This is a genomic window from Rufibacter glacialis, assembly GCF_008271745.1.
GTDB lineage: Bacteria > Bacteroidota > Bacteroidia > Cytophagales > Hymenobacteraceae > Nibribacter > Nibribacter glacialis.
The window spans coordinates 312160-336680 of record NZ_VKKZ01000021.1 but is presented as its reverse complement, the minus strand read 5'-3'; the positions used below and the strand labels follow the sequence as shown (position 1 = coordinate 336680).

Below are 24521 nucleotides of genomic sequence, written 5' to 3'. Positions count from 1 at the left end.
ATAAGGCAGTAATTCAAGGCAAAATGGCTTACAAAGAACCAGCCCCCATCAAAGACAAGGAGAACCCCTTTGAGTCAATGATGTCACGTTTCAACATTGCAGCTGAGGCGTTGGGTCTGGACGATGAGACATATGAAGTTTTGAAATCGCCCACCCGTCAGGTGATCGTGCACCTTCCCGTGACCATGGATGATGGCAGCGTGCGGGTGTTTGAAGGTTTCAGGGTAATCCACTCTAATATCCTGGGTCCGTCTAAGGGAGGGATCCGCTATGATAAAGGCGTTTTCCTGGATGAGGTAAAAGCCTTGGCCGCTTGGATGACCTGGAAATGCGCCGTAGTGGATATTCCGTACGGAGGTGCCAAAGGAGGTATCATCTGCGATCCCTCTACCATGTCTGCCGGTGAGTTGGAGCGTCTGACCCGGGCTTATACCGTGGCTCTGATTGATACGTTCGGTCCTGACCAGGATATTCCGGCCCCTGACATGGGTACCGGTCCGCGCGAAATGGCGTGGCTAATGGATGAGTACTCCAAAACCAAAGGTATGACGGTAAACTCCGTGGTAACCGGCAAGCCCCTGGTACTGGGTGGCTCTTTGGGCCGGGTAGAGGCCACGGGCCGAGGCGTGATGGTATCGGCTATGGCCGCCATGGAAGTGCTGGGCATGGACCCTACGCAATCAACCGCTGCTGTGCAGGGCTTCGGGAACGTAGGTTCCTCCACGGCCAAGCTGCTGGCTGAGCGCGGGGTGAAGATTCTGGGCATCAGTGACGTGAGCGGCGCCTACTGGAACCCGAACGGCATTGACATTGCCGGCGCCATTGAATACAAGAACGCGCACAACGGCCGTCTGGAAGGATACGCCGGCGCAGAGCCCATCAGCAATGACGAGCTGCTTACCTCGGCGGTTGACCTGCTGGTACCCGCTGCCGTGGAAGACGTGATCACCGCCCGCAACGCGGACCAGATCCAGGCCAAGCTGATTGTGGAAGGTGCCAACGGCCCAACCTCAGCCAACGCCGATAAGATCATCAACGAGAAAGGCATCATGGTAGTACCGGATATCCTGGCCAACTCAGGTGGCGTGACCGTCTCTTACTTTGAGTGGGTGCAGAACCGCCTGGGCTACAAGTGGAGCCTGGAGATGGTGACCGAGCGCTCTGACCGGATAATGACCGAGGCATTCAACAAAGTGTACGCCACTTCCCTGAAATACAACGTGCCTATGCGTATTGCCGCCTACATTGTGGCCATTGACAAAGTAGCGCAGACCTATAAATTCCGGGGCGGCTTCTAAGCAGGGCCACTCCCAATAAGGGATTAAAACAGCTAATCTTGCCGCCTCCGGTCTTTTTTTTAGACAGGAGGCGGTTTTTTTTATATTTTTGCTTAATCAGCCCAAAAAGCCACTAATGAAGATTCACAAAGAAGGAAGAAAGATTCTGTTTTTTACCCTGTTAGGATTGCTCGTCGTAAACTTGATGCTTTACTACTTCAACAGCGCGCACCTCACCTTCAATAGGATCTTCTCCGGCGTCTCCTTTATAGTTTTCCTGCTCATTCTGCAGTTCTTCCGTAGCCCTTACCGCAACCTGCTCTTGCATGAAGACCTGGTGGTGGCGCCCGCCGATGGTAAGGTGGTGGTGATTGAAAACGTGGAAGAGCCGGAGTACTTCAATGATGTAAGGAAACAGATCTCCATTTTCATGTCGCCCATCAACGTGCACATCACGCGTAACCCGGTGTCTGGCGTGGTCAAGTATTTCAAATACCACCCCGGAAACTACTTTGTGGCCTGGCACCCCAAATCCAGCACCAAGAATGAGCGCACCACGGTAGTGGTGGAGTCTTTGGCTGGTCCGCAGGTATTATTCCGGCAGATTGCCGGGGCTATGGCCCGCCGCATTGTGTGGTATGTGACCGAGGGTGATGAGGTGAATCAGGGCGAGGAGTTCGGGTTCATCAAGTTCGGGTCACGGGTAGATATCTTCGTGCCGGTAGACACCGAGGTGAAAGTGCAGTTGGGCCAGAAGACCAAAGGCGGCCAGACCGTGATCGCGCAATTGAAAACCAGCAGTTCCGGTTCTTTCTTTGGGTAATTGGTATCAGGTAGCACGACTTTTTGATATTTTAGATTGTTTATAAAACGAAGAAGCCTCATCTGGATAAGATGAGGCTTCTTCGTTTTACAGCTGTTTTACGGAAATAGGCCCCGAAGCAGAAATTTTAAGTCTTGCTACGTGATACTACCTCAGAACCAGTTCTGCGCCAGGGCCATGATCTGCTCCAGGTACTTCTGGTCTATCTCGTCAAAGTCATCCAGGCGGTCACTGTCCACGTCCAGCACCATTTTGACTTCCCCGTCTTTGATCACCGGTACCACAATCTCGGATTTGGAGGCGCTGCTGCAGGCAATGTGCCCAGGGAATGCCTCTACGTCTGGCACGATGATGGTCTCACGACGGGTGTAGCAGGCGCCGCAGACCCCTTTGTGGAAGGGGATGCGGGTACAGGCTACCGGACCCTGGAACGGTCCCAGCACCAGTTGGCCTTCTTTGGTGAGGTAAGCGCCCACCCAGAAAAAGTCGAAGCTCTGCTTCAGGGCTGCCATCACGTTGGAAAGGTTAGCGATCAAGTCTGTTTCAGGGGCTACCAGGGCTTCTATCTGGGGGAGAAGCGCCTTGTATTTCTCTTCTTTGGAGAGGCTATTGTCAATGAATAAGTCTTCGGCCATGAGGGGTAAGGTGCTAATTATGGAATGTGTTCATGTGCTATTTTTCTACGAAGCACATTATTTTCTTGAACGGCAAAGGTAACTCCAGAGGTTTCCTGGAGCAACTGTCTTTGGGTATACCAACCAGAGAGATTGCTGGTGGGGTTTAGGGGCAGATTCTGTCAAAATAGGCTTAAATCAGGAAAAGCCTTCTAGTGAAGAGGAGATGTGTTTCGGTAAACCGTGAGTTCGTCTTCCCCCAATAGATGGCGGGTGGCAGAGGGCATGATGGGCAGGTGGGGCGCTTTTACGCCTTGGTGCAGCTTTACCGGGCTCTGGAAAATCCGTACTTCATCCCATAGGTTTTTTTCCAGCAGCGCCTCCAGCAGCACGGTGCCCCCTTCTACCAGAACCGACTGCACATTGCGTTGGTAAAGGTCCTCCAGCAGGTGGTCTAGCAGCAGGCCCTCTGCGGGAAGGGTGACAAATTCTGTATGGGTAGTGCTTTCCTTTTTCTGGAGGGTATAAAGCAGGGTAGGGGTGCTGTCGTCTAGCAGGTGGTGGGTAGGTGGTATCTGCAATTGCTTGTCTATGGCCAGGCGCAAGGGAGGCGGTCCGGGCCAGTGGCGTACATTCAACTGCGGGTTGTCATGGAGCGCCGTGCGGGTGCCTACCAAGATGGCCTGTTCCTCGGTGCGCCACTTGTGTACCAATTGCTTCGCAATGGGGCCAGAGATCTGGCAGGGCTGGTAGTTGGGCTGCGCAATAAACCCATCAGCTGATTGGGCCCACTTCAAGACCAGGTAAGAGCGTTTTTGGGTCTGGAACGTGAAGAATCGGCGGTTCAACTCCTGGCCTTCCTCTTCCAGTACCCCAATATGTACCTTACAGCCCGCGTCTACCAATTTCTGAATGCCTCTGCCGGCCACTAGGGGGTTAGGGTCTGTGTTGCAGATCACCACATCCTGAACACCGTGCTGGAGCAGGAAATCAGCGCAGGGCGGGGTTTTCCCGTAGTGAGAGCAAGGCTCCAGGGTGACATATACCCGGCTCTGAGGAAGCAGGCTTTTGTCTTGTACGCTATTGATGGCGTTTACCTCGGCGTGGGGACCACCGTATTGCTGGTGCCAGCCTTCGCCTATGATCCGGTGTTCGTGCACCACCACGCAACCTACCATCGGGTTTGGGCGTGCCCACCCGGCACCCAGCGCCGCAAGGTCCAAGGCCCGTCGCATGTATTTCTTGTCTGAATTCATTCTCTGTATTTACGCACCACTTCGCTTTCCTTGCCCTAATATCGGGTGTTTTTTCAGAAATTGCCCAAAACTGAGTTTATGCCTACCGTTGAAGCCCTGCTTGCGCAACTTGCTGCACAATTAGAACCCCTGTATGAAAAACCCGAGGCCCACACCATGGCCGAATGGGTTTTGGAGCATGCCCTAGGGGTGGGGAGGTTTGAGCTCCTGCAACGCCGTCGGGAAGAGGCTTCTGAGGAACTAGAGGCCCAGGTGCACCAATACCTGGAGCAGCTCTTGCGGCAGGAGCCCCTGCAGTATGTGCTGGGCGAGGCCTCTTTCTATGGGCGGGAGTTTGGGGTGACACCTGCCGTTCTCATTCCCAGGCCGGAGACTGAGGAGTTGGTGCAGCGGGTGATCAGGACTTATCAGGATCAGCCGCAGGTACGGTTGCTGGACATTGGCACCGGCAGCGGGTGTATCCCCATCACTCTGGTGGCAGAACTGCCAGGTGCCCAAGTGTGGGGTCTGGACGTGTCACTGGAGGCCTTGGCCATAGCCAAAGAAAACGCTCAAAAGCTAGGGCAGCCGGTAGCTTGGCTGCATCAGGATATCCTGCGGGAGGTTCCGGCGGTGGCGTCCCAAAGCCTTGATGCTGTGATAAGCAATCCGCCGTACGTGCTGGAAGAGGAAAAAGACCTGATGCGCCAGAACGTGCTGGCATTTGAGCCGCATTTAGCCCTGTTTGTTCCCAATGAAGACCCCTTGCTCTTCTACCGCCGCATTGCCGGGGTGGCGCAGCAGTTGCTCAAGCCCGGCGGACGGCTGTTCTTTGAGATCAATGAGCGGTTTGCCCAGGCTACCATAGATATGTTGCAGCAGGCCGGCTACCAGCAGGTAGAGGCGCACCAGGACCTGCGGGGCAAAGAAAGAATGGTGGTGGCTCTCTGGAGATAAGTTGACCTGCTTATACGCATGGAAATAACCATGTTATCTGAAAATATTATAAAAACCACTACCTTTGCCCCGTAAAAAATAATATCCAAAGCGATAGGCTTTCCGTAAAGAGTTCGGCTCTTTGAACCAATAGAGTACCCATGACCCAACCCGTTCCCCCGTACACCGCTCATGAAACCGCTGTTATAGACCCCGGTTGCCAGATTGGAGAGGGTACCAGAATATGGCATTTTTCGCATATCATGGCCGACTGTGTGATAGGAAAACGCTGTAACATTGGACAGAACGTGGTGATTTCGTCCGGCGTCATCTTAGGGGAAAATGTCAAAATCCAGAATAATGTGTCGGTTTACACAGGAGTGGTGTGCGAAGACGATGTCTTCCTGGGACCTTCCATGGTGTTCACCAACGTGCTCAACCCCAGAAGTGCCATCAACCGCCGAGGCGAGTACCTGAAGACCTTAGTGCAGAAAGGCGCCAGTATTGGGGCCAACGCCACGGTAGTCTGCGGGCATACCATTGGGGCCTACGCCCTGATTGGCGCCGGGGCCGTGGTGACAAAGGACGTGCCTCCCTTCGCGCTGGTGTACGGCAACCCCTCCAAACAGCACGGGTGGGTAAGCGAGGCAGGCCATAAACTGGCTTTCAACAATCAGAATGAGGCTGTTTGCCCGGAAACGGGGGAGAAATACAGCCTAGAGAACAATGTAGTAACTAAATCTTCCATTCAAATAGATTAACTGTGTACCAGCAACTCCTCAAAAAAGAAGCCAAACTGGCCGTCATCGGATTAGGGTATGTAGGACTTCCCATCGCCTTGGAGTTCGCCAAAAAAATAAGTGTAATCGGGTTTGACATCAACGCCCAGCGCGTGGAGTTGATGAAGAACAACGTAGACCCTAGCGGTGAGCTGGAGGCCTCTGCGTTTGAAGGCTGTGACATCACCTTCACCCATGATTTAGAAGTGCTGAAAGAGGCCCGGTTTTTCATTGTGGCGGTTCCAACGCCTATTGATGCCTATGCCTTGCCAGACCTGAAACCTTTGCTTGGCGCCTCTTCCTCCGTGGGGAAGGTCCTGAAGAAAGGCGACTATGTGGTATATGAGTCTACGGTGTACCCCGGCTGTACCGAGGAAGACTGTATTCCGGTTCTGGAGCGCGAGTCTGGCCTTACCTTCCTCCAAGATTTCAAGGTGGGCTATTCGCCTGAGCGCATCAACCCCGGCGACAAGGAGCATACCCTTACCAAGATCATCAAGGTGGTGTCGGGCTGCGATGAAGAGTCATTGGACATTATTGCTAAAGTGTACGAACTGGTAATCCAGGCGGGCGTGCACCGTGCTTCCTCTATTAAGGTAGCCGAGGCCGCCAAAATCATTGAGAACACCCAGCGCGACGTGAACATCGCCTTGATGAACGAGCTTTCCATCATCTTTGACCGGATGAACATCAACACCTATGAAGTGTTGGAGGCCTCGGGTACCAAGTGGAACTTCCTGAAATTCTTCCCGGGTCTGGTAGGCGGTCACTGCATTGGTGTTGACCCATATTACCTCACTTACAAAGCCAAAGCGTTGGGCTATGATTCCAAAATCATTCTAAGCGGCCGTACCATCAATGACGGCATGGGCGCGTATGTGGCCAGCAAAGCCATCAAGATGATGATCAAAGAAGGCAAGGCGATCTCCAAAGCCAAAGTTCTGGTAATGGGAGCTACCTTCAAAGAGAACGTGGAAGACATCCGTAACTCCAAGGTAGCTGATGTGGTGAATGAACTGAAAAGCTTCGGGGTACAGGTAGACGTGGTAGACCCATATGCCTCCTCAGAGGACCTGGAGCATGAGTATGGCTTCGCCCTGACTGAGAACCCCAGCAACGACTATGATGCCGTGGTGGTAGCCGTGAACCACAAAGATTATCTGGGCCATGATGAGAGCTTCTTCAAGAGTATCTCCGCTGATAATCCTATCGTGATTGATTTAAAAGGGATTTATCGGGGGAAAATCAATACCTTGCCGTACTGGAGCTTATAACCTATTGTTGTCATGAGTAAAATTCTTGTAACCGGCGGAGCAGGCTATATTGGCTCCCATACTGTGGTGGAGCTCGCGCAAGCGGGTTACACCCCTATTATTGTTGACAACTTCTGCAATTCAGAGGAGCGGGTGTTGCAGGGCATTTTCCAGATACTGGGCAAAGAGATTCCCTGCTACAAGATTGATTGCACAGATGCCGCCGCTTTACAGGATGTTTTCTCCAAAGAAGGTGACATTGCGGGCGTAATCCATTTTGCGGCTTACAAAGCCGTAGGAGAATCTGTGAAAGAGCCGCTTAAATATTACCATAACAACGTGGCCGGTTTGGTCACGCTGCTTCAGGTGATGGAGGCCAGCAAAGTTAACCGACTCGTTTTCTCTTCCTCGTGCACCGTGTACGGGGTACCAGAGAAACTGCCGGTCACCGAGGAGACCCCTACGCAAAAAGCCAACTCGCCTTATGGCAACACCAAGAAGATTGACGAAGAAATTCTGCAGGATGTTGCTAATAGCGGAAGCTATGCGGTGAAGTCCATCGCGTTGCGCTACTTCAACCCAGTAGGGGCCCATGAATCTGCTTTGATTGGGGAACTTCCCTTGGGGGTTCCCAGCAATCTGATACCGTTCATAACCCAGACCGCCGCTGGTATCCGGGAGAGTCTGACTGTGTTCGGTACGGACTATGATACGCCAGACGGAAGCAATATCAGGGATTACGTGCACGTGGTGGATCTGGCAAAAGCCCACGTGGCCGCCATCCAACGCTTAGAGAAAGCTGAACCTGTGCCGTATGAGGTCTTCAACATCGGTACCGGGCAAGGCAGCAGCGTACTGGAGGTGATCAAAGCCTTTGAAAACGCCACCGGCCAGAAGTTCAACTATAAAATAGGCCCCCGCCGCCCGGGAGACGTGCCTGCTATTTACGCAGATGTCACCAAGGCTACCCAGGAACTCGGGTTCAAGACGTCTCTGTCGTTAGAAGACAGCTTGGGCAGCTCGTGGGCTTGGCAACAACAATTGATGAAGTAATCGATAAAAAAAATGAAAGTATTAATCACCGGAGGAGCCGGTTTCATTGGTTCCCATGTGGTACGGTTGTTTGTCAACAAGTACCCTAACTACCAAATATTCAATCTGGATAAACTCACGTACGCGGGCAACCTTCAGAACCTGACGGATATTGAAGAGGCGCCTAACTACACCTTCATCAAAGGTGACATCACCGACCAGGAGTACATCAATGGTCTTTTCCAGGAGCATCAGTTTGATGCCGTGATGCACTTGGCCGCTGAGTCACACGTGGACCGGTCTATCACAGACCCCATGGCCTTTGTGCGCACCAACGTGAACGGTACCTGCAATTTGCTGCACGCCGCCAAAGAACTCTGGAAAGCTGATTTCACCGGCAAGATCTTCTACCACATATCTACCGATGAGGTGTACGGTTCCCTGGGCGAGGAAGGCATGTTCACCGAAGAGACCAAGTATGATCCCCGGTCTCCGTATTCGGCCTCAAAAGCCAGTTCAGACCATTTCGTGCGGGCCTACTACCACACTTATGGGTTACCGGTGAAAATCTCCAACTGCTCCAACAACTACGGGCCTAACCACTTCCCTGAGAAGCTGATCCCGCTGGCGCTGAACAACATCAAGAACAACAAGCCGGTGCCGGTATACGGCAAGGGAGAGAACATCAGAGACTGGCTGTACGTGCTAGACCACGCCCGTGCCATTGATGATGTGTTCCACAAAGGCAAAGAAGGCGATACCTACAACATTGGGGGCGTGAACGAGTGGCGCAACATTGACCTCATTCATCTGCTCTGCGACATCATGGACCAGAAACTAGGCCGTGAGCCAGGTACCTCTCGCAAACTCATCACTTTTGTCACTGACCGCGCCGGGCACGATTTGCGTTACGCCATTGATTCTTCCAAGATCATGAATGAGCTGGGCTGGAAACCGTCTGTCACCTTTGAGGAAGGCCTGGAGAAAACCGTGGAGTGGTACCTGCAAAACGAAGAGTGGCTGCAGAATGTGACTTCCGGTAGCTACCAGGAGTACTATAACGAGCAGTACACCCGCTAACCAAAAACAGAAGTGCGTTTGAAGGCTGTTTCCAGAGAAATGGCTTTTAAACGCACTTCTTGCTTATACCACCTGCAGCCAAACCAATAGTCTCTTCCGCAGATGGTTTATTCAGGCTGGGGGTAGGGCGGGAAACTAAAGGCAGACCAGTGTTTAAGAGCTGTTTTGCCCAAAGTAGCCTTGAAACCCTTCCTAATTCTTAATTCCTAATTCGTAATTAATCACCCCGTGTACGAACATCCATTCCATAACGGCTCTTTAGAGCAGACTTCCTTTTTAGTAACCGGCGGAGCGGGTTTCATTGGCTCCAACTTAGTAGAATACCTCCTGAAGTACAACGCCAAGAAAGTGCGTGTGCTGGACGACTATTCCAATGGCTTCCACAAGAACCTGCGGGCATTTCAGGACAATGACCGGCTGGAAGTGCTGGAAGGGGACATCCGGGACCTGAACGCCTGCATGAAAGCCTGTGAAGGCATGGATGTGGTGCTGCACCAGGCTGCGCTGGGTTCTGTGCCCAGAAGCGTGAAAGACCCGGTTACCTCCAATGAAGTAAATGTAGGTGGTTTCGTGAACATGCTCATGGCCGCCAAAGAGCAGAACGTGAAGCGTTTTGTCTATGCCGCCTCTTCCTCTACCTACGGTGACAGCAAGTCTCTGCCCAAGGTGGAAGACAAGATCGGGAAGCCGCTTTCTCCTTACGCCGTGACCAAATATGCCAATGAGCTCTATGCCGATGTATTTGGCAAGACCTATGGCATGGAAATTATCGGGCTACGGTACTTTAACATCTTCGGGCCGCGCCAGGACCCGAACGGCGCCTATGCGGCCGTGATTCCCCTGTTTGTTGATGCCGTGTTGAACAACCGCGGTCCCAGAATGAACGGTGACGGCGGGCAGACCCGTGACTTCACCTTCGTGGAGAACTGCGTGGAAGCGAACATCCGTGCGGCGTTGGTAGAGAACCCAGAGGCCATCAACCAGGTCTACAACATTGCGGTAGGCGACCGTACTTCTTTAAACGACCTGTTCAACATCCTGAAAGAAGAAGCCGGCGTGGACGTCCAGGCCGAATACGGTCCTGAGCGCGCCGGTGACATCAGAGATAGTTTAGCTGATATCTCCAAAGCGCAACGCCTGTTGGGCTACAACCCTCAAATCAGAATCCAGGAAGGTCTGCAGAGAACCTTGGCCTGGTTCCGTGATAACCAAGACTTTATCTACAACCAGAAATAAGACCATGAAAGGAATTGTTCTAGCCGGAGGCTCAGGCACCAGATTACACCCGCTCACGCTCGCTGTCAGCAAGCAGTTGATGCCCGTGTATGACAAGCCCATGATCTATTACCCGCTGTCTACGCTCATGCTGGCCGGCATTAAAGACATCCTGATTATCTCCACCCCACACGACCTGCCCATGTTCGAGCGCTTGTTGGGCGATGGTAGTCAGATTGGCTGTAATTTCAGCTACCAGGTGCAGGAAGTTCCTAACGGTCTGGCCCAGGCCTTCGTGTTAGGCGCAGATTTCATTGGCAATGACAAAGCGGCCCTGATCTTGGGCGACAACATCTTCTACGGCTCCGGCATGAGCAAGCTCCTGCAGGCCAACAATAATCCTGAAGGGGGTGTGGTGTACGCTTACCACGTGCAAGACCCAGAGCGTTACGGTGTAGTGGAGTTTGATGCGCACATGAACGCCATTTCCATTGAGGAAAAGCCGAAGCAACCTAAATCCAGCTACGCGGTTCCTGGCCTCTATTTCTATGACAATGATGTGGTAGAGATCGCCAAGAACCTGGAGCCCAGCCCACGTGGAGAGTACGAAATCACCGATGTGAACAAGGAATACCTGCGCCAAGGTAAACTGAAAGTAGGCATCCTGGACCGCGGAACAGCCTGGTTAGACACGGGTACCATCCAGTCCTTGATGCAGGCCGCCACGTTTGTACAGGTGATTGAAGAGCGCCAAGGCCTGAAGATCGGTTCCATTGAAGAAGTGGCCTACCGCATGGGCTTCATCAACGCCGAGCAATTACAGCGCGTGGCAGAGCCCCTTCGCAAAAGCGGCTACGGTGACTATCTGTTAAGCGTCTTAAAGGAGCAAGCAAGCTTGTAATCCAGCAGAAACGGTTTAGAATCCATCAAAGCCCTGTGCAAGGTTCGCCTGCACAGGGCTTTCCGTTTCCAGATGGTTTACACGAAAAGGAGCCGAAAATGTAGCGTCGTAATACCATTACGGCGTGGTTCTACGCAGCAGAAAGGCCCCAAGAACGTGAGAACTTGACCTGGGCGTTTAAATGCGGGTCTTTTATAGAGGAGGGCTGCTTAAAATGTTTCTCCCAAAGAGATGTTTCTATCCTGGAAAGCTGGTCTGTTGGAAAGAAAGCTGCTTTTTTAAAGGAAGCTGCTTGTTCCATGGAAACACGTCGTAATGGTATTACGACGCTACATTGCTCTGCTGGTACTCCTCTTCGGACTTGGGCGCTTTCTCTCAATTCACACCAGTTTTTGCCCTCATTCTCAGAAATGGAGCTGAAAACAAACTTAATTAGGGAAGATCAGCCCTACCACCAAACCGGTTAGGATAAGGACCGGGGCCGGGATCTTGGTCCATTGCAGCAGCGCAAAGGTGAGCACCACCAACCCGAAGTTATAGGGCGTATTCTCAATGGGGTGGTAGAGCATGATGGCCGCCGCGCAGACCATACCGCTGCCCACGGCATTGACTCCTTCCAGAGAGGCCTGGATGACCCGGTACTTCCGGAGTTCTTCCCAGAACCGGATCACGAAGAAGATAAGGAAGGTGCCGGGCAGGAAGATGGCAATGGTGGAAACCACGCCTCCCAGAAGCTGGCCACCCCACCCGTAAGGTCGCATGGCCAAGGTGCCAATGTAAGAGCAGAAAGAGAACACCGGGCCGGGCAAGGCCTGCACCAAGGCAAAGCCAGAGAGGAATTCCTTGGAGTTGAGGTAGCCTTTGAATACCACGAACTCGGTGTACATCACCGGGATCAAAACCTGGCCACCCCCGAAGATGAGGCTGCCGTTCCGGTAGAAGTTCTCAAACAGCAGCACCGCCCGCAGTTGGGTAAACCGCCCTAGTAAGGCTGCGGCAATGAGAACCCCCAGAAACAGCAGGAAATTAGCCCATTCTACCTTCATGGGTTTTTTCTCCAGCACAGGCTGTTGCTGAAACCGGAGGGCCGTCAGGCTTCCGCCAATGAGCAGCAGCACCGGGAACACCCAAGGCGACCGGAAAAAGAAAGCCAAAATAGCCGAGATCACCATGATCACGATGCCACCTTTGGTGTGCACCACTTTGGAGCTGATGCGCCAGGCGGCAAAGGCCACAAAGCCCACGGCCATGGGCTGAATGAAACGCGTGAACCCCAAGGGCGCGCCTCTACCTTCCAGGAAAGAGATAATCAAAGCCGCCGCAATCATGATCAGGGCGGCGGGGGCAATCCAGACCAGGAGCGTGAGGTACGCCAGATTGGGGCCGCCCACCTTGAACCCGATGGCGGTAATGGTTTGGGTGGAGGAAGGCCCGGGCAGAATCTGGCAGAGCGCGTTCAGTTCCAGCAGTTCCTTCTCACTGATATAGCCCCGTTTCTCTACCAGCAGACGCAGCATCATGGCAATATGCGCCTGGGGGCCGCCAAACGCCGTGAGCGAGAGGGAGCCTACATCTTTCAGGAAGAGATAATTACGAGGGCGCAAGTTAACGGAGGGTTGGATGTGGTTTTAGGCCTGTTTTCTAAAAGGGAAGTAAAAAGGAAAGGAGCCCAAAAGGCTCCTTTCCGAAAGTCTGAAAACAAACTATTTTTTCAATCCCAGTTCCACCAGACGCTCGTTCAGGAAATCGCCGGCGGTGATGTCTGGGAACTGTTTCGGGTTTTGGGCATCAATACAGCCTTCCAGACAGGTCAGGTCCATCTCAGAACGTGGGTGCATGAAGAACGGAATGGAGAAACGGGACGTGTTCATCAGCTCCCGTGGCGGGTTCACCACCCGGTGGATGGTAGACTTTAGCTTGTTGTTGGTGTGGCGCGACAACATATCACCCACGTTCACGATCACCTGCTCGGGCAGGGCCGTGATAGGGATCCACTTGCCATCGCGGCGAAGCACCTGCAGGCCATCAGCAGAGGCGCCCATGAGCAAGGTGATCAGGTTGATGTCACCGTGCTCGGCGGCGCGTACGGCATCAGCGGGAACCGCGTCTGGGTTCTCAATAGGGAAGTAATGGATAGGCCGCAGGATGCTGTTCCCGTTATGTACCTTGGCGTCAAAGTAATCCTCAGGCAGGTTCAGGTAAATGGCCAGGGCTTTCAAAACCTGCTTGCCGGCGGCTTCCAGGCGCTTGTAGGCCTCTAAGGCGACTTCCTGGAACTCAGGAACCTCTGTTGGCCATACGTTATCTGGGTATTCTTCTTTGATGGGGTCGTTGTCGGTTACTTCCTGGCCCACGTGGTAGAACTCTTTCAGGTCACCGGTGTTGCGGCCTTTGGCGTGCTCCTTGCCTTTGCCCACGTAGCCGCGTTGGCCCGCCAGCCCCGGTATTTCGTATTTCTGCTTTACGTCATCTGGCAGGGCGAAGAACTTCTTGATGGCCGCGTACAGCCGCTCGGTCAAGTCATCACTCAAGCCATGGTTCTTCAACGCCACAAAGCCAATATTCTGGTGCGCATCGCCCATCGCCTTCACAAAGGCGGCTTTGCGTGCAGGGTCGCCGGAGGTGAAATCGGCTAAGTCCAGAGAAGGGATTTCTTCCAATAATTTATCGCTCATAAACCTGTCTTGACGTGTGATTAAAAGTCATTATGAATTCGTGGCAAGTTACGAAATTTCTATCTTTGAAACATTCTACGTACTAATACGAAAACATATACTATGAAAAAGAAACACTTGTCTTTTGTAGCGGTGGCAGCCATGCTTCTGACCGCTGCCTGTGACGGAAAACGCGCTGAAACTACTGCTGAGGGAGATGCACCGGTAGCAGACACCACCGCCATGGCGGATCACTCTGGCATGGCCAATGATACCGCCGGAGTACAGCACCAGGGTTCTATGGGTACGCCTATGGAGAAAGGGGGCCTCAAAATATACTCCTACAGCAACTCCGTGGATTTCCCGGATGCCGACCTGGACCTGAAACAACCGGAGAAGAACGCCAAGGTCACCGGCGACTCTGTGCAGTTCGCCTATGAGGTGAAAAACTACCAACTGAGCCAGCAGACCTCAGACGCCGGTTCCCATGAGCACGCCAACTCCAAAGAAGGTCAGCACATCCACAACATCGTAGACAACGAGCCATACACCGCGCATTACAAACCATCGTTCAAGAAAGCCATCAAGCCGGGCCAGCACGTGGTTTTGTCGTTCCTTTCCCGCTCGTACCATGAAAGCATCAAGCACGATGATGCCTATGACCTGCGCGTGATCAACGTGGGCAACGCCACCAACAGCGCCAAGAAGTTTGACGAGAATGGCCAGCACCTCTTCTACAGCCGCCCCAAAGGCGAGTACAAAGGCGCTGACACCCGCAAAATTATGCTGGACTTCTACCTGGTGAACACTAAGTTAGCCAAAGACGGCAACAAGGTGCGCGCCACCATCAACGGCAACGAGTTCATCTTAGACCAGTGGTTGCCGTACCTGGTAGAAGGATTGCCCATGGGCGAAAACACCTTCAAGCTGGAACTGATTGACAACAACGGCCAAGTGATTCCTGGTCCGTATAATACGGTGGAACGCAAGATCACCCTGGCGAAATAATCGTTTTCAGCCTTATTTCATAAAAGCCGCTCCTAAACAGGGGCGGCTTTTCTTGTGAAGATAAGTGCTTGCTACGCATAGCCGGTGAGGGGTAGAGACAAGGCATGCCTTGTCTCTACGGTTGTTCCTAGGAGTACCGTTACCTGAACTCTTGATAGAAAGAGCACGGAATCTCAAAAGGTCTTTGCGGGTTTATGGGCTGTTTTTCAGGAAACCTTCGTAAACTACTTCTTTGCAGGCCATGGAGCCTGTCTTTTCACTCCCTAGAATAAAAAGACCTATGAAAAGCCCTTCGTTCACGGTTGAACTGCACTTTGACCCCACCCACAGCATCACAACCACCGGCAAGCACGTGCGCGACGGCCTGTCTACCGTTCTGCGCACCGGCGACTACCTCTGGCTCAGCTGCGACGAACAGACCACCCTGGAGCGCCTGAAGAAAACCGGTGACCACACCTTTGGGGAGCACGTGCACTTTGACCTCACGGAGTACCTAGACCTGCCCGACGGCAAGAATTCTGAGATAGACATTGAAGGCATGGGCGTTAGCGGCGGGTATCTGTGGCTGGTGGGCTCGCATAGCCTCAAACGCAAGAAGCCCCGCAAAGAGGAATCGGTGGACAAGCAGATCAAGCGCCTGGCCAAGGTGGCTTCAGAGGCCAACCGGTATCTGCTGGCCCGTATTCCGCTGGTGCAGGACATCGCCACCGGTGAATTCACCCTCTCCAAAGAATGCAAAAGCCAGGAAGATCCCTCTAAAACGCTGAAAGCCGCCCAACTCATAGGGGCGCACGAAGGCAACCAGCTCATGCACGCCATCAAGAAAGACCCACACCTCAAAGACTTCCTGCCCATTCCGGGCAAAGACAACGGGTTTGACATTGAAGGATTGGACATGCAGGAAGGCCGCATTTTTATGGGTTTGCGCGGACCCGTGCTGCGTGGCTGGGCCATGGTGCTGGAACTGGAGCTGGAAGAGGCCGAGGAAGAAGGGTTCCTGCAACTCAAGACCAACGGTGACGGCCTGCTCTACAAAAAGCATTTCCTGCACCTGATGGGCAAAGGCATACGGGAACTGCGCATCAAGGGCGATGACCTGTATGTGCTGGCTGGCCCTACCATGGACCTGGACGGTACAATCGCCGTCTACCGGTGGCCCAAGGCCATGATTAACTCCAGAAAAGGCGAGCAGATGGTGCACCGCAAAGAACTAGACCATCTATTTGACGTGCACCACGGCAGCGGCCCCACCTCAGGCAGGGACAAAGCCGAAGGTTTGGGCATTTTTGACAATGAGCATCTGCTGGTGGTCTTTGACAGCCCCACAGATGACCGGAAGGCCGAGGAAAACATTGTTACCGCCGATGTCTTTTCGATCAAAGACGAGTAAGAATATATAGCTAACTGCATATACATAATCATCCGCCACCGGCGTTACAGGAAAGACTTCTCTCTCAGGGTTTTGGGGCAGTTTTTGCAAAAGCTGCCCCAAAACCCTTCACCCTTCGCAAGCGCACATGGCATGAAACAGACGGTCCTGCTTTTCATCTTCCAAATATTGGCTGGGTGGGCCTTTGCCCAGGTTAAAGGGGTAATTACAGACAAAGCCACCAACAAACCGGTCGCCTTCGCCAATATCTGGGTAGAGAATGAGAACTTGGGCACCACTTCCTCAGAGAAAGGCGAGTTCGCTTTCACGGCACCGGGCCTGACTGGGAAAACCCTGATCATTTCCTGCCTGGGCTACGAGAAAACCCGCGTCACTATTCCAGCTGGGACTTTGAAGATAGGCCTAGCGCCCTCGGCAGTGGCGTTGAAGGAAGTAACGGTGAAGAAAAGTGCCAAGCGCAGCAAACTGGTGGTGAACAAGCTGGACGGGAACACGCACTATTCCTTCGGGAGCAACGGCACCCCCTGGATTGTGGCCCAATACATTCCGTACCAACCCAGCTATGCCGCCACCCCTTTCCTGGACGCTGTTTCACTGGTGACGTTGAGCAACCTCAAGAACGCTTCCTTCAAGTTGCATCTCCTACGCGTAGGCAAAAACGGCGAGCCCGACCAAAGCCTGCTTTCCACGCCCCTGCTGGGGTTGGCCCGCAAAGGCATCAACACCACCACTCTGGATGTTAGCCAGCACGACCTGCAGATCCCTGAGCAGGGACTTTTCATTGCCTTTGAGTGGCTCATTCTCAAGCAGAACCGCCATGAGGCCGAAGACCCTGAAACCGGGGCGAAGGAAGGATCCGCCCGGGTTTCCTATGAACCCAGCATCCGGAGCTACGGACCAGACCACAAGAGCCCCAACGGCTGGATCTACCACCAGGGCAAATGGATCAGCACGAACCAGCGCGAAGGTGACGCCGTAACTTCGGCCACGCCCCATTTTCAGCTGACGTTGAGTAATTGATCAAAGAAATTCACTTCTGATATAAATTATGGGAAGCTGCATGAACATGTTACATCAGCTCAGTTCCAATTCTAATATGTTGTTTAGGTATGGGGTGTTTTATGAATTCAAGTAAGTCAACTAAAGCTTCTTGTATGTCTGTTTCATAGTCTAATGATGTAGCTATTTTCATTAAATGAAAAAACTCAACCTGGTTATTTTTGAACGTAATATCTTCTTCTCTATCTGTACTAAGGGTGCTGTCACCTTTTTTACGATATTCATATATCTTGAATAGATAATTATCAGCATCAAATTTTACCTTAACTCCGTCATTTTCTAGATTTTCATTATCTGTGATGATATAATCCCATCTGACTAGTTTACTGTCTGTAGCTGATATAAATAACTCAGCTAAATCGATAGCTTCAGATACCTGTTCATATGAAGGGGCTTTATAGTAATGTTCTAATTTATGACGTAAGTTCCTTGTATTTGCAATAATACTAGCAGGAGCGAATCCCATAGCTTGTAAAAACATTAACTGTGGTTTTATATCTTTTCTAGATGATACGTTATTTGAGCTTTTAATAAAAAGATTTACAGCATCTGGATACTTTGCTGGATCCATTCCAAAGCACCAGAAAATTTTGTCTATTTGACAGTCTATCGCTCTTTTTGCATTTGACAGAGCATTTACCCTTCCTCTTTTATCATCAATTTTAAAATCTTGTTTGCTAAAGCTTAAGAACTCTTTGGGAGAGATTTCAAAGTTATGCCTTAATGCTCCTCCATTAGTTGGTTGGATATACCCTTCTTTAAAGTTTATTTTTACTTTTAGCACTAAGTCAAGGAGTGTCATTGGGTAATATTTAGCTAATATTAAATATAATGCTTATTTAAAGTACATAATTTATCCCTATGTAACTTAATCAACAGGCCTCTTTCAAGAAAACAGGCTATTAACGCATCAGAATTGAAAACGCCCGCCCCGGATGAACCAGGGCGGGCGTTTTCAATTCTGCCTTACTTTTCTGAAAACAGGCGATTATCTGCCGGTGGTAGAAGTAGCGGGTGTAGGGTTGTTCTTGGCTTTGGCCATGGCGTCATAGACTACCTGCATCACCTTGGTGCGGGTGTTCAGTTTGCTTAGAACGGAGCTCTCACGGGTAGGGTGCACGCGGTTAGACAGGAACACGTAGACCAGTTGGTTCACGGGGTCAACCCAGCTGTAAATGCCGGTGAAGCCCGTATGCCCGAAGCTCTCTGCCGGGGCGCTCTCGGCCGCGTTTCCGTTAACGGTACCGGGCTTAGACGGACGGTCAAACCCGAGGGCGCGGTAGTTGTCTGGGCAGAACTGGCATTTGCTGAAGGTGCGCACCACATTGCTGCCAATGTAGCGTTTGCCAGCGTAAATACCATCATTGAGGTAGAGCTGCATCATCTTGGCTACGTCATTGGCGGTCCCGAACAGACCGGCATGGCCGCTGATGCCGCCCAGCATGGCTGCGCCTTCATCATGTACTGTGCCGTGCAGCAACTGCTTCCGGAACAACGAGTCATACTCCGTAGGCACAATACGGGAAAGCGGGTAGTGCTTGTAGGGGTTAAAGGTAAGCGTTGAGGCGCCCAGCGGACCGTAGATGTTCTTCTTCAGGTAAGATTCAAAATCCTGACCTGTCAGGTGTTTCACTACCAACGGAGCCAAAATGAAAGACAGGTCGCTGTACACGTAACCTGGTTTCTCGTTCAGCGGCGACTCTTTGATCTGCTTGTAGATGTCCTCTTCAAAGCCCTTGTGGATGAACAGGTTCTGCGCTACCCGGGTAGGGAATTTAGCCGAGGAATCAGTGCTGAAAACACTGCCTTTCAGCTCGCCGTTTTTCTTCACCTCTTCTTTCCAGAACGGAATCCAGGATTTCAGGCGGGCCTGGTGGGTGAGGATGTTGCGGTAGGTAAGGTTCTCTTTGTTAGAGCCCTTCATCATGGGAATGTACTCGCCCATGGTCTTGTCCACGTCAAATTTGCCTTCGCCATTCAGCTTCATGTAAGCGGCCAAGGCGGTGGTGATTTTGGTCACCGAGGCCAGGTCATACAAATCGGTGTTCTTCACCGGGGTCTGGTTCTCATACGTGTGGTACCCAAAAGACTTGTAGTAGATCACTTTGCCGTTCTTGGCTACCAGCACCTGGGCACCCGGGGTGGCTTTGGCCCTGATGGCTTCGTTCACCAGCGAGTCAATACCGGCCAGGTCTTTAGAGCGAAGGCCCACCGCCTCGGGCTGGGTATAGGCCAGGCGTAATCCGCCTTCGGTTCTGAGGCCGTCGTTGATCCGGAAGTAGTTGGACACGTTCACCGGCAGCTTGCCTTTGGCACCCACTCCCCCAAAGATGATCTGGGCGGCTACGTCTTGGGTCAACTCGTTCTCCTGATAAGTAGCTAGCACGCCGTGGGCTTTCTCAATGTCTTCAAAACGGTTGAGGCTGTACACATTGCCAAACACGCTCACCACGGTGGTTTTAGACCGGATCAGGTCTTTCAGGAACAAGTTCATCTCGGCGGTGATGCCAAAGGTATTGTTCCCGGAGGCCTTCAGTTGCAGACGGTGCACGCCCACCAGAATGGTGTTGTAGTCTTTCAGCTTCTCTTTCAGTTGCTGCAGATCCGCGATAGAGCTGGTAGGAGGCAGGAAGAAATTGTCTACCTGCGCGTACTTGGCCAGGCTCCGCTGGAACTCAGTCTCGGTGCTGGTACCCAAAGCCAGGGCCGCGATTTTCAGCGTGTCCAGGGTCTTGATGGGCAGGATCTGGTTCTTGTTGCGCAACAGCGTGAGCGATGCCTCCGTCAACTGGCGGTTGATGTGATCAGCGGTAGGGTTGTTGAGGTCGGAGATCAGGTTCTTGGTCTCAATAGGTTGGAAGTTGTCCAGTCCCATCCATTGTTTGGCCGCCAGCACTTTGCGCACCCGGTGGTCTACCTCGGCCTGCGTGATCTCTTTGTTAGCAATGGCTTTCTTCACTTCTTCAATGGTAGTTTTCACGTCCATGGTGTTCAGGAGCATGTCATTGCCCGCCAGCAAAGCCTTCACGTCCACAATACCGGGGGCGTAGAATTTGGCCACGCCTTGCATGTTGAGGGCATCGGTGAATACCAGTCCTTTGTAGCCCATCTCTTTTTTAAGCAGGTCGGTGACAATAGGCTTGGAAAGGGTAGAGGCCAGGTCTTTGGTGTTATCCAGCACCGGAATGTTCATGTGGGCTACCATGAGGCTGCCCAAACCGTTCTTCATCAGCTCCCGGAACGGGTACAGTTCCACGGAATCAAGGCGCATCTTAGAGAAATGGAGCACCGGCAGGCCGTAGTGTGAGTCTACGTTGGTGTCACCGTGGCCGGGGAAGTGCTTGGCGTTGGCCAGTACCTTGTTGTCTTGCATGCCCTTCACGTAGGCCATGGCTTTGCGGGTCACATTGTATTTGTCTTCGCCGAAGGAGCGGAACCCGATCACTGGGTTGTTGGCGTTGTTGTTCACGTCAATCACCGGCGCGAAGTTCACGTGGATGCCCATGCGTTGGCATTGGCGCGCAATCTCAGCACCCATGTCATAAATCAGCTTCTCGTTCTCAATGCCGCCCAGCGCCATCTGGTACGGGAACCGGGTGGTGCTGTCCAGGCGCATGGCCAGGCCCCACTCCCCGTCAATAGAGATCATGAGCGGCACTTTGCTTTCTTTCTGGTAGCGGTTGGTCATATGCGCCTGCCGTACCGGCCCGCCCTGGAAGAAGATAAGGCCTCCCACTTTGTAGGTGGTGATCAACCGACTGATGGAGTCAACGTGCGCCTGGTTCTTGTTGGAATACACCGGAATCATGATGAGCTGCGCAATGCGCTCTTCGGGGGTCAAGGTCTTGAACACCGAGTCTACCCACTGCATCTTCGCGCCCATGAAAGGCGGGTCGGTTTTGGGGTTGAAGGCCGGGGCGGCGGGTTTCTTGGCCGAGGCTTTTTTGGCAGCAGTCTTCTTGGCGGCAGATTTGGTCTTGCTGGTCCGGGTCTGCGCGTGCATCGGGATAGACCCAATCAAGAAGATAAAGAGGAGTACGAGGGAAAGAAAGCGACGTTTTTTCAAAACAACAGGCAAAATATAAGGTGTGGGTGCGGTTGAGCATGCAAATTACTGCAATTTTAGCAAAAACAGGTCCAAAATGCAGCAAAGTTCCGTGCTACGCCACCGCAGTGCCCAACAACCGGATGGTGCCCTGGGTGGCGTCCATCTCAGCCTCAGCGCCCACGGGCACGGTGAACTTGTGGGTGATGTGCCCAATCATGGCCCCGGTGTACACCGGAACCTTCAAGGGTTGCAGGTGGTGCTCCAGTACTTCTTCCAAGGTGAGTGAGCCGTAGCCGCCTTTACCAGGCTCACAGTCAGAGCATTTGCCAAAGACCACGCCCTTCACCTGGTCCAGCACCCCGGCCAACTTGAGTTGCGTGAGCATACGGTCTACCCGGTACACGGCTTCATTGGTGTCTTCCAGAAAAAGGATCGCGTCTTTCCAGTGGGGCAGGTAGTCAGACCCGATGATGGCGGTAAGCACGGTGAGATTGCCGCCCACCAGTTTGCCGCGCGCGGTACCAGGGGTGATGGTGGTAATGCGGTCTTTGGTGAGGGTGAGGTTGTCGCCCAGTTCCTTGGGGTTCTGGAACAACACGGGGCTGGCCTCAAATAGCACCTGCCGGAAAGAATCAACGGAAAACTTGTTCCAGGTAGCTGACCCCACCGGACCATGGAACGTCACCAGGCCGGTCTTAGCGGTGATAGCCAGCAACAAAGCCGTAATGTCTGAATACCCGATGAGGGGCTTGGGGTTCTTTTGGATGGTCTTGTAGTCCAGCAAGGGCAGCAACCGGGCGCAGCCCCAGCCCCCATGAATGGCCAGGATCCCTTGCACGGTTTTATCGGCGAACATGGCGTTCACGTCCGCTGCGCGGGCCTGGTCAGTACCCGCCAGATACCCGTAGCGGTCAAACACGTGTTGGCCCAGTTTTACCTTCAGCCCCAGCGCCTCCATAGACTCCTTGGTGATCTGCACCGCCTCCCGGCTGAAAGCCGCCCCGGCCGGACAGATAAGGCCCACTGTGTCACCGGCCTTCAGACGAGGCGGCAGAAGGATCTTAGGGACTTTCTCCGCCGCAGGAACCGACGTGAAACCCAGAAAAGGAAGAGCAGCGGTGGCCACGGAAAGCGAAGCCAATACCTGGCGGCGGGTACGGAATAGCATAAGGCAGGAAATTAAACGGTGGTCTGTCTTTGGGTCCGTTAAAATAAACAGATCGTAGCAGTTTCGCCCGTTTTTCTGCCGTTTTCTGAAAACAGGTGCAGAACGGAAAAGTGTTCGGTTGATCAGCCGGTAGTTGTTGCCCGTAGTCCGTCTCCCTTGGAAGAAGAAGGTGGATGATGACCAAGCCGGATGTCTGCGCGTAGTCACCTGCTAGTACGTTTTAAGGGTGTTTTGCAGAAACCGAGTCCAAAACCCAATAACGCAGTTCCTTCTCCCCCAGGGAGAAGGCTAGGATGAGGGGGAAGAAGTCGCCAGTTAGAAAAGCAGTACCTATAAAACAGATGTACGGACAGGTCGCGACCTGTCCAAAGCGGTTCCAGCCTTGATGCTGTTTCCATGGAACGCCGCTGCCCCTCACCCTAGCCCTCTCCCCAGGGGAGAGGGAATTCCAGAGTTGCGTTTTGAGGCTGTTTTAAGGGAAATAGGCGCAAAACGGTTTTTGGAATCCACACCACCATCACGGTCTTTCAACAGAAGACGGAATAAAAATTATTACCTTCTGACAAGCCTACCTGCCTGAGAAGCCGCAATTTTCCGGAGGAATTTTGGATGGTGTCAAATTCTTGGACTAATTACGGGTTCCAAACCTGTACACTATGCAAACCACACTGAAGGGCCGCCGTTGGCTCTTGCTTCCTTGTCTTTTCCTGTTCTTTCTGGTAGGGTGTAGCACCGCCAAGCCAGCCCCGGTAGTTTCTACGCCGGCCCCCGCGCCGCCACCCTACGGTCCTGAGGAAATAAAACGGCAGGTGCTGGCTTCAGAGTTGAGCACCAATCGGTTTGTGGGCTTTGCGCTGTATGACCCGGCCTTGGGCAAAATGGTGGTGGAACACAATGTAGACAAGTACTTTGTGCCTGCCTCCAACACCAAGCTCTTCACCTTCTACGCTTGCCTTAAAATGCTGGGCGACTCCATTCCGGCGCTCAAGTACGTGGTGCGCGGCGACTCGCTTATTTTCTGGGGCACGGGCGACCCGACCTTCACCCACATGGACTTGAAGAACTCCCTGGCCTACGACTTCCTCAAAAACCGCAAAGAGAAGCTGTATTACCTGGAGGCCCCTTTCACCAGCACACCCTTCGCCAATAACTGGGGCTGGGATGACTACAACTACTACTACCAGCCAGAGCGCAACGTTTTCCCCATTCATGGCAATGTGGTGAAATTCGCCCGCAAAGGCGGCGTTGCCCAAAAGTATACCACCACCCCCGCCATCTTCAAGCCTACCGTTAAAACCGATACCGCCCGCTACCCCCACCGGGATACCTTCGTGCGGGCCTGGCGCACCAATGACCTAACGTATTTCCCCAAACACGCCTCCGCTGATTTCTCCGTGGAAGTACCCTTCATTCCTTCCCCTGAGATGACCGTGCGGCTGCTCGCCGATACCCTCAAGAAAAAAGTGACTTTGCTCAAGCCTCGGGCGTTGCCCCAGGGTTCCCAGACTTTCTATGGCCTGCCTTCAGACTCGGTGTATAAGCGCATGCTACAGGTGAGCGACAACCTGTTTGCCGAACAACTCATGGCCTTGTGCTCGGGCACCCTCTCAGACACGTTGTCGGTGGAGCGGGCCATCAAGCATGTGGTAAAGAATTACCTGAGTGATCTGCCTGATGCCCCGGTGTGGGTAGACGGTTCAGGCCTTTCCAGCATGAATATGTTCACGCCCCGGAGCATCATCGCGCTGCTCCAAAAACTACAGCAGGAGCGCCCCGAGGCGCAGTTGCTGCCCTTGATGGCCACCGGCGGTAGACCCGGCACCTTCCGGAGCATCTACAAAGCCGAACCTCCCTTCGTCTTCGGTAAATCCGGTACCTTGGCGCACGTGCACAACCAAAGTGGCTACATTAAGACCAAAAGCGGGAAATTGCTGCTGTTCAGTTTCATGAACAACAACTACAAAGTCTCCTCCGGCGATATCCGCAATGAGATGGTCCGGATCATGACGGAGGTGCACGAGAAGTATTGATGCTATAGCGCTTGATTGA

Annotated in this window: 20 protein-coding genes; 13 read left to right on the top strand and 7 right to left on the bottom strand. The window is 52.8% G+C overall.

All coding sequences use genetic code 11. From position 1 onward, the window contains the following. The first annotated feature begins 23 nt into the window (after nucleotides 1-23). Nucleotides 24-1298: a Glu/Leu/Phe/Val family dehydrogenase gene (locus FOE74_RS13090; protein ID WP_149099252.1), complete on the top strand. Its 1275-nt coding sequence runs from the start codon at nucleotides 24-26 to the stop codon at nucleotides 1296-1298. Between the two features lie 115 nt (nucleotides 1299-1413). Next, a complete protein-coding gene (locus FOE74_RS13085) occupies nucleotides 1414-2100 on the top strand; it encodes a phosphatidylserine decarboxylase family protein (protein WP_149099066.1) in 687 nt (228 codons plus the stop codon). Nucleotides 2101-2252: 152 nt separating this feature from the next. Here the strand turns inward: FOE74_RS13085 and FOE74_RS13080 are convergent, their stop codons facing one another. After that, complete coding sequence (locus FOE74_RS13080; RefSeq protein WP_149099065.1) at nucleotides 2253-2735, bottom strand: GAF domain-containing protein; 483 nt, start codon at nucleotides 2733-2735, stop codon at nucleotides 2253-2255. A gap of 191 nt (nucleotides 2736-2926) precedes the next feature. Then, on the bottom strand, nucleotides 2927-3970 hold the full coding sequence (gene ribD, locus FOE74_RS13075) for a bifunctional diaminohydroxyphosphoribosylaminopyrimidine deaminase/5-amino-6-(5-phosphoribosylamino)uracil reductase RibD (RefSeq protein ID WP_149099064.1): 1044 nt from the start codon (nucleotides 3968-3970) through the stop codon (nucleotides 2927-2929). A gap of 78 nt (nucleotides 3971-4048) precedes the next feature. Here ribD and prmC point away from each other — a divergent pair, with 78 nt between their 5' ends. From prmC to rfbA, 7 genes are all read left to right on the top strand, one after another. Continuing rightward, nucleotides 4049-4906: a peptide chain release factor N(5)-glutamine methyltransferase gene (gene prmC / locus FOE74_RS13070; protein WP_149099063.1), complete on the top strand. Its 858-nt coding sequence runs from the start codon at nucleotides 4049-4051 to the stop codon at nucleotides 4904-4906. A 140-nt stretch (nucleotides 4907-5046) separates the two neighbouring features. Continuing rightward, on the top strand, nucleotides 5047-5646 hold the full coding sequence (locus tag FOE74_RS13065; RefSeq protein WP_149099062.1) for an acyltransferase: 600 nt from the start codon (nucleotides 5047-5049) through the stop codon (nucleotides 5644-5646). Nucleotides 5647-5648: 2 nt separating this feature from the next. Further along, nucleotides 5649-6938 (top strand): nucleotide sugar dehydrogenase, encoded by a 1290-nt coding sequence (locus tag FOE74_RS13060; protein ID WP_149099061.1) that lies wholly within the window; start codon nucleotides 5649-5651, stop codon nucleotides 6936-6938. Nucleotides 6939-6950: 12 nt separating this feature from the next. Continuing rightward, complete coding sequence (galE, locus tag FOE74_RS13055) at nucleotides 6951-7970, top strand: UDP-glucose 4-epimerase GalE (RefSeq protein WP_149099060.1); 1020 nt, start codon at nucleotides 6951-6953, stop codon at nucleotides 7968-7970. A gap of 12 nt (nucleotides 7971-7982) precedes the next feature. Further along, on the top strand, nucleotides 7983-9029 hold the full coding sequence (rfbB, locus tag FOE74_RS13050; RefSeq protein WP_149099059.1) for a dTDP-glucose 4,6-dehydratase: 1047 nt from the start codon (nucleotides 7983-7985) through the stop codon (nucleotides 9027-9029). A gap of 228 nt (nucleotides 9030-9257) precedes the next feature. Continuing rightward, the gene (locus FOE74_RS13045) at nucleotides 9258-10265 is read left to right on the top strand and encodes an SDR family oxidoreductase (protein ID WP_149099058.1); all 1008 of its coding nucleotides are present in this window, start codon (nucleotides 9258-9260) and stop codon (nucleotides 10263-10265) included. Between the two features lie 4 nt (nucleotides 10266-10269). After that, nucleotides 10270-11145: a glucose-1-phosphate thymidylyltransferase RfbA gene (gene rfbA / locus FOE74_RS13040; protein ID WP_149099057.1), complete on the top strand. Its 876-nt coding sequence runs from the start codon at nucleotides 10270-10272 to the stop codon at nucleotides 11143-11145. A 428-nt stretch (nucleotides 11146-11573) separates the two neighbouring features. Here rfbA and chrA read toward each other — a convergent pair whose 3' ends face one another. Then, complete coding sequence (chrA, locus tag FOE74_RS13035) at nucleotides 11574-12749, bottom strand: chromate efflux transporter (RefSeq protein WP_149099056.1); 1176 nt, start codon at nucleotides 12747-12749, stop codon at nucleotides 11574-11576. Nucleotides 12750-12848: 99 nt separating this feature from the next. Further along, a complete protein-coding gene (locus FOE74_RS13030) occupies nucleotides 12849-13820 on the bottom strand; it encodes an isopenicillin N synthase family dioxygenase (protein WP_149099055.1) in 972 nt (323 codons plus the stop codon). 102 nt (nucleotides 13821-13922) lie between these two features. On the opposite strand from FOE74_RS13030, the gene FOE74_RS13025 reads away from it, so the two are divergent. The 3 genes from FOE74_RS13025 (at nucleotide 13923) to FOE74_RS13015 (ending at nucleotide 17217) form a co-directional block, all read left to right on the top strand. Continuing rightward, on the top strand, nucleotides 13923-14807 hold the full coding sequence (locus FOE74_RS13025; RefSeq protein WP_149099054.1) for a hypothetical protein: 885 nt from the start codon (nucleotides 13923-13925) through the stop codon (nucleotides 14805-14807). Between the two features lie 280 nt (nucleotides 14808-15087). Next, nucleotides 15088-16197: a DUF3616 domain-containing protein gene (locus FOE74_RS13020; RefSeq protein WP_149099053.1), complete on the top strand. Its 1110-nt coding sequence runs from the start codon at nucleotides 15088-15090 to the stop codon at nucleotides 16195-16197. Between the two features lie 132 nt (nucleotides 16198-16329). Then, nucleotides 16330-17217 carry a carboxypeptidase-like regulatory domain-containing protein gene (locus FOE74_RS13015; RefSeq protein WP_149099052.1) on the top strand — a complete coding sequence of 296 codons (888 nt, stop codon included), beginning with the start codon at nucleotides 16330-16332 and terminating at the stop codon, nucleotides 17215-17217. A gap of 49 nt (nucleotides 17218-17266) precedes the next feature. Here FOE74_RS13015 and FOE74_RS13010 read toward each other — a convergent pair whose 3' ends face one another. The 3 genes from FOE74_RS13010 to FOE74_RS13000 form a co-directional block, all read right to left on the bottom strand. Continuing rightward, on the bottom strand, nucleotides 17267-18058 hold the full coding sequence (locus tag FOE74_RS13010) for a hypothetical protein (protein ID WP_149099051.1): 792 nt from the start codon (nucleotides 18056-18058) through the stop codon (nucleotides 17267-17269). 186 nt (nucleotides 18059-18244) lie between these two features. After that, on the bottom strand, nucleotides 18245-21139 hold the full coding sequence (locus tag FOE74_RS13005) for a glycoside hydrolase family 3 N-terminal domain-containing protein (protein ID WP_225840821.1): 2895 nt from the start codon (nucleotides 21137-21139) through the stop codon (nucleotides 18245-18247). Between the two features lie 277 nt (nucleotides 21140-21416). After that, entirely contained in the window at nucleotides 21417-22472 is a 1056-nt protein-coding gene (locus FOE74_RS13000; RefSeq protein WP_149099050.1) for a S66 peptidase family protein, read from the bottom strand. A 656-nt stretch (nucleotides 22473-23128) separates the two neighbouring features. Here FOE74_RS13000 and FOE74_RS12995 point away from each other — a divergent pair. Next, nucleotides 23129-24502, top strand: coding sequence for a D-alanyl-D-alanine carboxypeptidase (locus FOE74_RS12995; RefSeq protein WP_149099049.1), 1374 nt, complete (start codon nucleotides 23129-23131; stop codon nucleotides 24500-24502). The last annotated feature ends 19 nt before the right edge of the window (nucleotides 24503-24521 follow it).